We start from the raw sequence: 10,385 nt of genomic DNA on the forward strand, positions 1-10,385 counted from the left end.
ATCAGAGCACGTTTATCGGCGGGGCTGTTAAGGCATTTCCCGCGTGGTCATATTTACCAGCCGCATGTAAGTAAATGCGTTTTTTCGGGGCCGCCCGACCCATGAAGACGCCGTCTCTGTTCCTGAACCAGATCCCGCTGCTCCGCCCTTGATGTCGCTCATTTTTTAATAGCTGCCTGCGCCCGCCCTATATAGGCTGGAAGCCAATTTCCGATGCAATATTTCAGAAAACCCGTTATTTCATGGATCCGAAGACCTTCTTGAGGATGGCGCTGCCCGTGCCTACCGGGTCTTGCCGGATCTTCTTTTCTTCCTCGCCGATGATCAGGTACAGGCCGTCCAGCGATTTGCCGGTCACGTACTGCTGGATGTTGGCGTCTTCTTTCTTGACCAGGCCAAAGCCGGCGGCCCTGCCGGCGAATTCGTTGTACTTGTTGGCCAGGCCGACTTTTTCGGTGGCTTTGGTCACCACGGGCAGAAACTTCACGCCCAGCGGGGTGCGGGTCTTCTCGGCAAAGAAAGTGGTCACCGAGGTTTCGCCACCCGTCAGGATGTTCTTGGCGTCATTCACATTCATGGTGCGTACCGCATTGACCAGCAGGTCCTTTCCCATGGGCACGGCAGCTTCAGCGGCCCGGTTGATGGACGTCACCAGTTCATCGATCCGCTTGCCCTGGCCGAAGTTTTTCAGCAATTTCGACGCATCTTCGAGATATCCGGGCAAGGGAATGCGAACTTTTGGGTTGCCGAGGAATCCATCTGTCTTGCCCAGCAGGGCGACGGCGGCGACAGCGCCCTTTTCAAGGGCTGTTTTCAGGCCGGCGCTGGCGTCGGCATTGCTGATGCCGGACAGGTCTCCCAGCGAAAGTGCGTGGGCCTGGTGGTAAGCGGCCAATATCAGTGCGCCCAACGCGCTGACGCCGGCCTGGTTAAAATTGCGACGTTGCATGATGAGGTCCTTCCAATGAAATTGACATCCCGCCTGACAGTATGCCGCACGGCACTGGCCGGTATTTTGGCTGTGGCGGCCCTTGCCTGCCTGCCGGGATGTGGCGGCGCCGAGGCCGCGCCGGAGTCGACCTTTGTGTTGCTGGACGGTAGCAAAAAAACCACCGCCGACCTCAAAGGCAAGGTCACCCTGGTCAATTTCTGGGCCACGAGCTGTGTGACCTGCGTGGCAGAAATGCCGAAGGTCATCTCGACCTACAACAAATACCAATCCCAAGGCTACGACACGCTGGCCGTGGCCATGAGCTACGACCCACCCAGCTATGTCGTCAATTACACGCAAACGCGCCAGCTGCCCTTCAAGGTGGCGATCGACAACACAGGCGCAGTGGCCAAAGCATGGGGCGATGTCCAGCTCACACCCACCACCTACCTGGTCAACAAGCGCGGCGAGATCGTCAAGCAGTACGTGGGTGAGCCCGACTTTGCGGCGCTGCACCAGCTGATCGAAAAACTTCTCAAAGAGACCTGATAAGCGTTCCCCGCCCGAAAAAAAGGCCTGTTTCAGCAATGAAACAGGCCTTTTGACCATATGGGACGGGCGCAACCAGCTATGAATTTAATAGCAGCACCCATGTCCACGATTTAGCCAGCAGGGGCCGCGGGTCTGGCTTCGCCGGGCGCAAGGCGCCTGTCCCCCTGAGGGGGAGAGGAAGCTACACGAAGTGAGCTTCAACAGAGGGCTACTGAGCCCGAAACGCGTCGTGGCAAGCCTTGCAACTGCCGGCCGTAGCCGTAAAGGCGGTCTTCAGGTTGTCAAGGTTGCCGGTCTTGGCCGCGGCGGCCAGCTTGGCGGTCTCTGCGACCAGCTTTTCGTGGCCTTCCTTGAACTTGGCTTGTTCAGCCCAGATTTCAGGCTTGGCCTTGGTATTGCCGCCTTTGTCGGTGCCAGGCCCAAAGCCAGCCCACGGGAGCTTGGCCATGTCGGCCACGATCTCGGCGTTTTCCGCAGCGACTTTGGCGTCGAAGGGGACACGGCCGTTGGCCATGGCACCGACACGACCGAAATGCTGGCCCATGACAAACAACGCGCTTTGGCGATATTTGATGGCGTCTTCGGGTTTGGCAAACTGCGCGGAGGCCGGAGCAGCCATGGCCATTAAAGTGGCGGCTGCGGCGATACAGGCAAAAGCTTTCATGGGTTTCCTCGTAGGTTTTTTCTTAAGATGGGGCAATGGCAACACACTTTGCCTGTTGCCATAGGGCTGAGTTTAGCCAGACCAGATAAGTTCCGCAGGAACTTATGCGCTACGGGAAAGCACCAAGTGGCAGCGAGGCCGTATCAAGAGCACCGTTGCATACAACAATCACAAAACGAGGAGTGAGCATGTACACCAATAAAAATCTTCACAAGGTGCGCGTCTGGGATTTTCCCACGCGATTTTTTCACTGGGCGCTGGTGGCTTGTGTGCTTGGGCTGGCCATTACCGGCACCATCGGTGGCAACGCCATGGTCTGGCATTTCCGGTTTGGCTATACCGTGCTGGCCCTGCTGCTGTTTCGCATTGTCTGGGGCCTGGTGGGTGGGCGCTGGTCTCGCTTTGGGGCATTCATCTATGCGCCCCAAAGTGTCATCAACTACCTCAAGGGCCAAGGTAAACCCGAACACGGTGTCGGCCACAGCCCGATAGGCGCTGGTTCGGTGTTCGCCATGCTGGGATTTCTGGTGGCCCAGGTCGGCACGGGCCTGCTGAGCGACGATGAAATTGCCTTTGCCGGCCCGCTGACACGTTTTGTCTCCAACGCCACCGTCGGCCTGGCAACCAACTATCACAAGAACATTGGCAAGTGGGTGCTTCTGGCTTTGGTGGTATTGCACATCGCGGCCATCGTTTATTACCTGACCCGCAAACACAACCTGGTCGGCGCCATGTTGCATGGCGACAAGGAGCTGGTGGTGCCGGCCCCGCCATCGCGGGACGACACGGTCTCGCGCCTGGCTGCGGCGCTGATCCTGGCGGTCTGCGGCGGCGTGGCTTACTGGGTGTCTACACTGGCCGCGCCTGCATTTTGATGTCTCCGGCCGGGGCGTCCCGGGCCTGCTCTCCAGTTGCAAATCACGGTAAACTGGTTGTCGACTTCTCCCCGCCGATCCGTGCAACGCCCCTCCATCCAGTTCATCACGCCCGACACGCCGGCGCAGCTGGCCGCCACGCGCCTGATTTTTCGCGAGTATGCGGAGCAGCTGGGCATTGACCTGTGCTTCCAGAATTTTGAGGCCGAACTGGCCGAACTGCCCGGTGAGTACGATGACCCTGAGGGTGCGCTGCTGCTGGCCCTGGTCGACGGCGAAGTCGCCGGCTGTTGCGCGCTGCGGGCACTGGACTCGGTCGATTACCCGAATGCCGGGGAAATGAAGCGGCTGTATGTACGCCTGCCGTTTCGCCGCCTCGGTCTGGGCCGGCAGCTGGCGGAGGCGACTTTGGACGCGGCGCGCGTGGCGGGCTATTCCTCGGTGCTGCTGGACACGCTGGACGACATGGAATCGGCGCGCGCCCTGTATGCCGAGCTGGGATTCTCCGAGATACCGCCCTACTATCACAACCCGATCCCGGGCGCACACTATCTCAAGGTCGATTTTTAGGAAAAACATGCTGCAGGCCAATAGGACCTTGCGCAAGCAGCTATGTTATTGATAGCAATTAACTGGCCGACGTCAATCCGCCATCACCAGCAGAGCAAAAAAAAGCCGCTGACAAAGAGGCAGCGGCTTTGACAGACCCCCGTAAGGGCCAGGGGGCAGCGTGATCAGCCTTTGGCCTGCGCCAGCAACGTGGCGGCATCACTGACTTCAAACTTGCCTGGGCCTTCAACATTCAGGCTGGCGACCTTTCCATCCTTGACCAGCATGGAGTAGCGGTTGCTGCGCAGGCCCATGCCGCGCGCCGTCAGGTCCAGCGTCAGGCCCGTGGCCTTGGCGAACTCTGCACTGCCATCGGCCAGCATGCGCACCTTGTCGCCGGTCTTCTGGTCGCGTGCCCAGGCGCCCATGACAAACGCATCGTTCACGCTCAGGCACCAGATCTCGTCGACACCTGCAGCCTTCAGCTCCGCGAACTTCTCCACGTAACCGGGCACGTGCTTGGCCGAACAAGTAGGCGTGAACGCGCCAGGAAGTGCGAACAGCGCAATGGTCTTGCCGGCAGTGGCCTTGGCCACGTCGACCGGGTTGGGACCAATGCTGCAGCCATTGCCTTCAACTTCAGAAAATTCCATCAGCGTGGTGGCCGGAAGGGTGTCGCCTACTTTGATCATGGTGTGCTCCTCAAGAATGGATGGGTTGTGAATGAAGTGGGGAAATCAACCCCGAAGTGTAGTGCGGCGGCGGCAAGCGTGTGCTCACTGTGCCAAAGGCGGCGCGCACGTGAAGGTCATACTTCGAAAGCCCGGAGGGACGGCGGCACACCAGCGGCATCGCAGAAGGCACAAACAAAAACGGCCCACCGAAGTGAGCCATTTTTTTGAGCGTGACCGGAGTCAGCCTTAAGTTGAACTCAAGACTTAAACGACCGCAGCCTTTTCAACCAGACGGGTCACAACCCAGTTCTTGGTCTTGGAGATCGGGCGGCTTTCGGTGATCTCGATCACATCACCTGTGTGGTACTCGCCTTTTTCGTCATGGGCGTGGTACTTGCTGGACAGCGATACGATCTTGCCGTACAGCTCGTGCTTCACACGACGCTCAACCAGAACCGTGACGGTCTTGGCGCGCTTGTCGCTCACCACCTTGCCGATCAAGGTGCGCTTGAGGGATTTTTTAGCTTCCGTCATTTTTTGGCTCCTTGCTTGACGATGGTTTCGGCCAGGATAGTCTTGGCGCGAGCGATGCTGCGACGCGTGGAACGTAGCGTGGAAAGGTTGGTCAGTTGCTGCGTGGCTTTTTGCATGCGCAGGCCAAAGTGGGCTTTTTGCAGCTCTTTGACTTCGGTTTTCAGGCCGGCAACGTCTTTTTGGCGCAGTTCAGTAGATTTGGTCATTGTCATTTCCCCTTACTGGCCAATCATGCGGCTGACGAAGGTGGTGCGCAGCGGCAGCTTGGCGGATGCCAGGCGGAACGCTTCGCGGGCCAGCTCTTCAGGCACACCAACGATTTCAAAGACGATCTTGCCGGGCTGGATTTCAGCCACGTAGTACTCTGGGTTACCTTTACCGTTACCCATACGCACTTCAGCAGGCTTTTGGGAAATCGGCTTGTCCGGGAAGACACGGATCCAGATACGGCCGCCACGTTTGACGTGACGGGAAATCGCACGGCGTGCGGCTTCAATTTGACGGGCCGTCAGACGGCCACGGTCAGTGCATTTGAGACCGAAGTCACCGAACGCAACCGAGGAACCCCGGGTTGCGATGCCGGTGTTACGGCCTTTTTGCTCTTTGCGGTATTTTCTGCGAGCGGGTTGCAGCATTTTGATTCTCCGTTAATAGACCGATTACTCGGTCTTGGCACCGTCAGCTGCTGCAGCTGGCGCGGCTTTACGGACGCGCTTAACGGTGGTTTTCGGGGCTTCGCTACCAGGGGTAGCTTCAGCCGGCTTGTCGCTTCCATCTACCGGAGCGGTGTTGGTCGCACCGCGTGGTGCACGGGCACCGCGTGGAGCAGGACGGTCGGAACCAGGGCGATCGCCAGGACGGGCATCACGGCGTGGGCCGCGCGGCTTGCGTTCTTCGTCGGCCGGTGTTTCCACCATCTTGGCGCCTGGCGCATCGTTGCGGCCCAGCGTGTCGCCCTTGTAGACCCAGACCTTGACGCCGATCACACCATAGGTGGTCTTGGCTTCAGAGGTGCCGTAGTCGATGTCGGCGCGCAGGGTGTGAAGGGGCACGCGACCTTCGCGGTACCACTCGCAACGAGCAATTTCAATACCGTTGAGGCGGCCGGACGACATGATCTTGATGCCCAGGGCACCCAGACGCATGGCGTTTTGCATGGCGCGCTTCATCGCACGGCGGAACATGATGCGTTTTTCAAGCTGCTGCGTGATGCTGTCAGCGATGAGCTTGGCATCAATTTCAGGCTTGCGAACTTCTTCGATGTTCACGGCGACCGGCACGCCCAGCTGGCGGCTCAGTTCTTTCTTGAGGTTCTCGATGTCCTCGCCTTTTTTGCCGATCACGACGCCCGGACGTGCCGAGAAAATCGTGATGCGGGCATTCTTGGCGGGGCGCTCGATCAGAACGCGCGAAACCGCAGCGTTCTTGAGCTTGGCCTTCAGGTACTCGCGAACCTTGATGTCTTCAGCCAGCATGCCGGCGAAATCACGGTTGCTTGCGTACCAGCGGCTAGACCAGTTGCGGCTAACTGCAAGGCGAAACCCGGTTGGGTTGATTTTTTGTCCCATATCCTGCTGCCTTTAGTTGCCAACGACCACGTACACATGGCACGTGGGCTTGCTGATGCTGTTGCCGCGGCCTTTTGCGCGCGCGGAGAAACGCTTGAGCGTGGCACCTTGTTCGACGTAGATGGTTTTCACCTTCAGCTCGTCGATGTCGGCGCCATCGTTGTGTTCAGCGTTGGCGATGGCGGACTCCACAACCTTCTTGATGATTCCAGCAGCTTTTTTCTGCGTGAAATTCAGGATGTTGAGGGCTTGATCCACTTTCTTGCCGCGGATCAGGTCAGCGACCAGACGGCCCTTGTCGACCGACAGACGAACGCCCCGGAGGGTTGCACGTGTTTCCATGGTCTTTTCCTTACTTTCTCACAACTTTTTTATCAGCCGGATGACCTTTGAAAGTCCGGGTGAGTGCGAACTCGCCCAGCTTGTGGCCAACCATTTGATCGGTGATGTAGACAGGTACGTGCTGCTTGCCGTTGTGAACGGCGATGGTCAGGCCGATGAACTCGGGCAGGATCATGGAGCGACGCGACCAGGTCTTGATCGGCTTTTTGTCCTTGTTGGTAACGGCCTTGTCGGCTTTGGCTACCAAATGATGGTCGACAAACGGACCTTTTTTGAGTGAACGTGTCATGGGTTAGCCTTACTTCTTGCGACGCGAAACAATCATCACTTGCGTGCGCTTGTTGTTGCGGGTGCGGTAGCCCTTGGTCAGGTTACCCCATGGATCGACAGGATGACGGCCTTCGCCGGTCTTGCCTTCACCACCGCCGTGCGGGTGGTCAACCGGGTTCATCACCACACCGCGAACGGTCGGGCGAATACCCATCCAGCGCTTCACACCGGCCTTGCCGAGACGGCGCAGGCTGTGTTCTTCGTTGGCGACTTCACCGATGGTGGCGCGGCATTCGATGTGGATCTTGCGAACTTCACCGGAGCGCATACGCACCTGGGCGTAGGTACCTTCGCGGGCCAACAAGGTTGCAGAGGTGCCGGCAGAGCGGGCGATTTGCGCGCCCTTGCCGATTTGCATCTCGATGCAGTGAATCGTCGAACCGACAGGAATATTGCGGATCGGCAGAGTGTTGCCGACGCGAATCGGCGCTTCCGAACCGCTGATCAGCGTGGCACCGACTTCAAGGCCGCGGGGGGCGATGATGTAGGTGCGCTCGCCGTCGGCGTAGCAGAGCAGAGCAATGTGGGCCGTGCGGTTGGGATCGTACTCGATACGTTCGACCTTGGCCGGAATGGCGTCCTTGTTGCGCTTGAAGTCGACCACACGGTAGTGGTGCTTGTGACCACCGCCTTTGTGGCGAACCGTGATGTGCCCGTTGTTGTTACGGCCGGACTTCTGGAATTGTGGTTCCAGCAGCGGCGCGTAAGGCTCACCCTTGTGCAGGTGATCCCGGGAGATCTTCACCATCCCGCGCATGCCGGGGGAGGTGGGTTTCATTTTAATGACAGCCATTACGCAGACTCCCCACCGAGGTTGAGCTCTTGACCTGGCTTGAGCGTCACGTAGGCCTTGCGAATGTTGTCGCGGCGGCCCACGGATTTGCCAAAGCGCTTGGTCTTGCCTTTGATGTTGAGGACGGCAACCGACTGGACGTCCACCTTGAACATCAGCTGCACAGCAGCCTTGATTTCAAATTTGGTAGCGTCCTGCAGCACCTTGAAGGTCACGGCATTGGTCTTGTCCGCAATCATCGTCGCCTTTTCAGACACGATGGGAGCGACCAGGACCTGCATCAGGCGGCCTTCGTCGAATTTCAGTTTTGGAGAAGATGGGTTACGGGCGCTCATGCGAACATCTCCTTGAGTTGGTCCATGGCAGCCTTGGTGACCAGAACCTTCTTGTAGTGAACCAGCGACACCGGATCGGCGTAACGGGGCTCAACCACGAGGATGTTCACCAGATTGCGGGAAGCCAGGTACAGGTTTTCATCAACCACATCAGCGATGACCAGCACCGAGTTGAGGTTCATGGCCTTGAACTTGTCAGCCAGGACTTTCGTCTTGGGTGAATCCACAGCCAGCGAATCAACCACAGCCAGACGGCCTTCGCGCGCCAGTTGCGAGAAGATCGACGCCATGCCGGCACGATACATCTTCTTGTTGATCTTCTGCGTGAAGTTTTCGTCAGGCATGTTCGGGAAGATACGACCGCCGCCGCGCCACAGTGGCGAAGACGTCATACCAGCACGTGCACGACCGGTGCCCTTTTGTTTAAAAGGCTTCTTGGTCGAGTGACGAACCTGCTCACGGTCCTTCTGGGCCCGGGTACCCTGGCGGGCGTTGGCCTGGAAGGCCACGACCACCTGGTGAATCAGGCTTTCGTTGTATTCGCGACCAAACACGGTATCAGGCACGTCCACTTTGGACGAAGCCAGACCTTGGTCATTCAGGAGTTCGACCTGCATCAGTTCGCTCCTTTAGCAGCGGTGGTGGGCTTGGCCTTGATCGCGGCGCGAACCGTGACAAAACCGCCTTTGGAACCAGGCACAGCGCCGCGAATCATCAGCAGCTGACGGGCTTCGTCGATGCGCACGATGTTCAGGTTTTGCGTGGTCACGGTGACATCACCCAGGTGGCCCGTCATGCGTTTACCAGGAAACACGCGACCAGGATCCTGCGCCATACCGATAGAGCCGGGAACGTTGTGCGAACGGCTGTTACCGTGCGACGCGCGCTGCGAGCTCATGTTGTGGCGCTTGATGGTACCGGCGTAGCCTTTACCAATGGAGGTGCCCTGCACGTCCACCAGCTGGCCCACGGCAAACACATCGGCGGCGGGCACAACAGTACCAGCAGCGTATTTGCCTGCGACGTCAGCCGTCACGCGGAATTCTTTCAGGATTTCACCAGCTTCAACGCCTGCTTTCGCAAGGTGGCCGGCGGCCGGCTTGGTCACGCGCGATGCTTTGCGTGCGCCAAATGCCACTTGGAGGGCATCGTAGCCGTCATTTGCTTCGGTTTTAACCTGGGTCACGCGGTTGTTCGATACGTCCACCACGGTGACAGGAACTGTGTCCCCATCATCCGTAAACAGACGCATCATGCCAACTTTGCGGCCCAGCAACCCGAGGGAGTTGCTCAGACTCATGATGTGTTCTTTCGTAACTTTCACCGCTGCGACTTCAATTGGCCACAGACGTTTTGATGTGAAAGACAGTTAATAAAACCGTCCAATCCACAAAGGCACGAAGCCAATATGCAAAGGACAGCCCAAGAGTATAGCCCAGGCTGCCAAAAATGGCAAACCCGGGCTAAAACCTGTCGCTTTGGGACTCGGCTTGTGGCCGAAACCCCGATTTCTTGCTTACTGCAGCTTGATTTCGACGTCCACGCCGGCAGGCAGGTCGAGCTTCATCAGGGCGTCCACGGTTTTATCCGTAGGGTCCACGATGTCCATCAGACGCTGGTGCGTGCGGATTTCCAGCTGGTCGCGGCTCGTCTTGTTGACGTGGGGCGAACGCAGGATGTCGAAACGCTTCATGCGCGTTGGCAGGGGCACGGGGCCCTTGACAATCGCACCGGTGCGCTTGGCAGTGTCAACAATTTCAGCTGCCGACTGGTCGATCAGCTTGTAATCAAACGCCTTCAGGCGAATGCGGATTTTTTGCTTGGTGGCCATGGTAATTCCTTATGGTTTGCGGAAATTACGCAATGATCTTGGCAACGACGCCGGCGCCGACGGTCTTGCCGCCTTCGCGGATGGCAAAGCGCAGGCCTTCTTCCATGGCGATCGGGTTGATCAGCTTGACGGTGATCGACACGTTATCGCCTGGCATGACCATTTCCTTGCCTTCTGGCAACTCGATCGCACCGGTCACGTCCGTCGTGCGGAAGTAGAACTGGGGGCGGTAGTTGTTGAAGAATGGCGTGTGGCGGCCGCCTTCGTCCTTGGAGAGAACGTAGATCTCGCCGGTGAAGTGCGTGTGCGGCTTGATGGAGCCGGGCTTGCACAGCACCTGGCCGCGCTGCACGTCTTCGCGCTTGGTGCCGCGCAAGAGGATACCGACGTTGTCGCCGGCCTGTCCT

18 protein-coding genes are annotated in these 10,385 nt (G+C 58.4%); 3 read left to right on the forward strand and 15 right to left on the reverse strand.

Annotation, left to right across the window (positions count from 1 at the left end; translation table 11 throughout):
• Window positions 1–235 precede the first annotated feature (235 nt).
• Complete coding sequence (locus tag AC1DWQ_RS06560; RefSeq protein WP_477668892.1) at window positions 236–949, reverse strand: DUF4197 domain-containing protein; 714 nt, start codon at window positions 947–949, stop codon at window positions 236–238.
• Window positions 950–964: 15 nt separating this feature from the next.
• Here AC1DWQ_RS06560 and AC1DWQ_RS06565 point away from each other — a divergent pair, with 15 nt between their 5' ends.
• Window positions 965–1,480 carry a TlpA disulfide reductase family protein gene (locus AC1DWQ_RS06565; protein WP_457281630.1) on the forward strand — a complete coding sequence of 172 codons (516 nt, stop codon included), beginning with the start codon at window positions 965–967 and terminating at the stop codon, window positions 1,478–1,480.
• A 211-nt stretch (window positions 1,481–1,691) separates the two neighbouring features.
• On the opposite strand, the gene AC1DWQ_RS06570 is transcribed toward AC1DWQ_RS06565, so the two are convergent.
• Window positions 1,692–2,147: a c-type cytochrome gene (locus AC1DWQ_RS06570; protein WP_477668893.1), complete on the reverse strand. Its 456-nt coding sequence runs from the start codon at window positions 2,145–2,147 to the stop codon at window positions 1,692–1,694.
• A 188-nt stretch (window positions 2,148–2,335) separates the two neighbouring features.
• Between AC1DWQ_RS06570 and AC1DWQ_RS06575 the strand changes: the two genes are divergently transcribed.
• Window positions 2,336–3,022 carry a cytochrome b/b6 domain-containing protein gene (locus AC1DWQ_RS06575; RefSeq protein WP_477668894.1) on the forward strand — a complete coding sequence of 229 codons (687 nt, stop codon included), beginning with the start codon at window positions 2,336–2,338 and terminating at the stop codon, window positions 3,020–3,022.
• Window positions 3,023–3,103: 81 nt separating this feature from the next.
• A complete protein-coding gene (locus tag AC1DWQ_RS06580) occupies window positions 3,104–3,592 on the forward strand; it encodes a GNAT family N-acetyltransferase (RefSeq protein ID WP_477668895.1) in 489 nt (162 codons plus the stop codon).
• 164 nt (window positions 3,593–3,756) lie between these two features.
• Here the strand turns inward: AC1DWQ_RS06580 and AC1DWQ_RS06585 are convergent, their stop codons facing one another.
• From AC1DWQ_RS06585 to AC1DWQ_RS06645, 13 genes are all read right to left on the reverse strand, one after another.
• Complete coding sequence (locus AC1DWQ_RS06585) at window positions 3,757–4,263, reverse strand: peroxiredoxin (protein WP_457281634.1); 507 nt, start codon at window positions 4,261–4,263, stop codon at window positions 3,757–3,759.
• Between the two features lie 246 nt (window positions 4,264–4,509).
• The gene (gene rpsQ, locus AC1DWQ_RS06590) at window positions 4,510–4,779 is read right to left on the reverse strand and encodes a 30S ribosomal protein S17 (RefSeq protein ID WP_457281635.1); all 270 of its coding nucleotides are present in this window, start codon (window positions 4,777–4,779) and stop codon (window positions 4,510–4,512) included.
• Entirely contained in the window at window positions 4,776–4,985 is a 210-nt protein-coding gene (rpmC, locus tag AC1DWQ_RS06595; RefSeq protein ID WP_431098894.1) for a 50S ribosomal protein L29, read from the reverse strand. The genes rpsQ and rpmC overlap by 4 nt, the downstream gene beginning before the upstream one ends.
• A 12-nt stretch (window positions 4,986–4,997) precedes the next feature.
• A complete protein-coding gene (gene rplP / locus AC1DWQ_RS06600; RefSeq protein WP_122954483.1) occupies window positions 4,998–5,414 on the reverse strand; it encodes a 50S ribosomal protein L16 in 417 nt (138 codons plus the stop codon).
• Between the two features lie 24 nt (window positions 5,415–5,438).
• Window positions 5,439–6,347 carry a 30S ribosomal protein S3 gene (rpsC, locus tag AC1DWQ_RS06605; protein WP_457281636.1) on the reverse strand — a complete coding sequence of 303 codons (909 nt, stop codon included), beginning with the start codon at window positions 6,345–6,347 and terminating at the stop codon, window positions 5,439–5,441.
• A 12-nt stretch (window positions 6,348–6,359) separates the two neighbouring features.
• A complete protein-coding gene (gene rplV / locus AC1DWQ_RS06610; RefSeq protein ID WP_007866508.1) occupies window positions 6,360–6,689 on the reverse strand; it encodes a 50S ribosomal protein L22 in 330 nt (109 codons plus the stop codon).
• 10 nt (window positions 6,690–6,699) lie between these two features.
• Window positions 6,700–6,978, reverse strand: a complete 279-nt coding sequence (gene rpsS / locus AC1DWQ_RS06615) for a 30S ribosomal protein S19 (RefSeq protein WP_007866503.1) — start codon at window positions 6,976–6,978, stop codon at window positions 6,700–6,702.
• Between the two features lie 9 nt (window positions 6,979–6,987).
• Window positions 6,988–7,812: a 50S ribosomal protein L2 gene (gene rplB, locus AC1DWQ_RS06620; protein WP_011481232.1), complete on the reverse strand. Its 825-nt coding sequence runs from the start codon at window positions 7,810–7,812 to the stop codon at window positions 6,988–6,990.
• Complete coding sequence (gene rplW / locus AC1DWQ_RS06625; protein ID WP_457281637.1) at window positions 7,812–8,147, reverse strand: 50S ribosomal protein L23; 336 nt, start codon at window positions 8,145–8,147, stop codon at window positions 7,812–7,814. Before rplW ends, rplB begins: the two co-directional genes overlap by 1 nt.
• The gene (gene rplD, locus AC1DWQ_RS06630; RefSeq protein ID WP_011481230.1) at window positions 8,144–8,764 is read right to left on the reverse strand and encodes a 50S ribosomal protein L4; all 621 of its coding nucleotides are present in this window, start codon (window positions 8,762–8,764) and stop codon (window positions 8,144–8,146) included. Before rplD ends, rplW begins: the two co-directional genes overlap by 4 nt.
• Entirely contained in the window at window positions 8,764–9,447 is a 684-nt protein-coding gene (rplC, locus tag AC1DWQ_RS06635) for a 50S ribosomal protein L3 (protein WP_011481229.1), read from the reverse strand. The genes rplD and rplC overlap by 1 nt, the downstream gene beginning before the upstream one ends.
• Before the next feature lie 216 nt (window positions 9,448–9,663).
• The gene (gene rpsJ, locus AC1DWQ_RS06640; protein WP_007838118.1) at window positions 9,664–9,978 is read right to left on the reverse strand and encodes a 30S ribosomal protein S10; all 315 of its coding nucleotides are present in this window, start codon (window positions 9,976–9,978) and stop codon (window positions 9,664–9,666) included.
• A 25-nt stretch (window positions 9,979–10,003) separates the two neighbouring features.
• Window positions 10,004–10,385: EF-Tu C-terminal domain-related protein (locus tag AC1DWQ_RS06645; RefSeq protein WP_477668896.1), on the reverse strand; the 382-nt coding region annotated here is incomplete at its 5' end.

The sequence above is a fragment of the Polaromonas sp. P2_G11 genome (assembly GCF_056403595.1).

Excerpts from the sequence above, each read along its gene's own strand:
- AC1DWQ_RS06575 (WP_477668894.1), top strand. The coding sequence starts at position 2,336 with ATGTACACCAATAAAAATCTTCACAAGGTGCGCGTCTGGGATTTTCCC.
- rplV (WP_007866508.1), bottom strand. The coding sequence starts at position 6,689 with ATGGAAACACGTGCAACCCTCCGGGGCGTTCGTCTGTCGGTCGACAAG.
- AC1DWQ_RS06570 (WP_477668893.1), bottom strand. The coding sequence starts at position 2,147 with ATGAAAGCTTTTGCCTGTATCGCCGCAGCCGCCACTTTAATGGCCATG.
- AC1DWQ_RS06560 (WP_477668892.1), bottom strand. The coding sequence starts at position 949 with ATGCAACGTCGCAATTTTAACCAGGCCGGCGTCAGCGCGTTGGGCGCA.
- rplB (WP_011481232.1), bottom strand. The coding sequence starts at position 7,812 with ATGGCTGTCATTAAAATGAAACCCACCTCCCCCGGCATGCGCGGGATG.
- rplP (WP_122954483.1), bottom strand. The coding sequence starts at position 5,414 with ATGCTGCAACCCGCTCGCAGAAAATACCGCAAAGAGCAAAAAGGCCGT.
- rpmC (WP_431098894.1), bottom strand. The coding sequence starts at position 4,985 with ATGACCAAATCTACTGAACTGCGCCAAAAAGACGTTGCCGGCCTGAAA.
- rpsC (WP_457281636.1), bottom strand. The coding sequence starts at position 6,347 with ATGGGACAAAAAATCAACCCAACCGGGTTTCGCCTTGCAGTTAGCCGC.
- rplW (WP_457281637.1), bottom strand. The coding sequence starts at position 8,147 with ATGAGCGCCCGTAACCCATCTTCTCCAAAACTGAAATTCGACGAAGGC.
- AC1DWQ_RS06565 (WP_457281630.1), top strand. The coding sequence starts at position 965 with ATGAAATTGACATCCCGCCTGACAGTATGCCGCACGGCACTGGCCGGT.
- rpsJ (WP_007838118.1), bottom strand. The coding sequence starts at position 9,978 with ATGGCCACCAAGCAAAAAATCCGCATTCGCCTGAAGGCGTTTGATTAC.
- rplD (WP_011481230.1), bottom strand. The coding sequence starts at position 8,764 with ATGCAGGTCGAACTCCTGAATGACCAAGGTCTGGCTTCGTCCAAAGTG.
- rplC (WP_011481229.1), bottom strand. The coding sequence starts at position 9,447 with ATGAGTCTGAGCAACTCCCTCGGGTTGCTGGGCCGCAAAGTTGGCATG.
- rpsQ (WP_457281635.1), bottom strand. The coding sequence starts at position 4,779 with ATGACGGAAGCTAAAAAATCCCTCAAGCGCACCTTGATCGGCAAGGTG.
- rpsS (WP_007866503.1), bottom strand. The coding sequence starts at position 6,978 with ATGACACGTTCACTCAAAAAAGGTCCGTTTGTCGACCATCATTTGGTA.
- AC1DWQ_RS06585 (WP_457281634.1), bottom strand. The coding sequence starts at position 4,263 with ATGATCAAAGTAGGCGACACCCTTCCGGCCACCACGCTGATGGAATTT.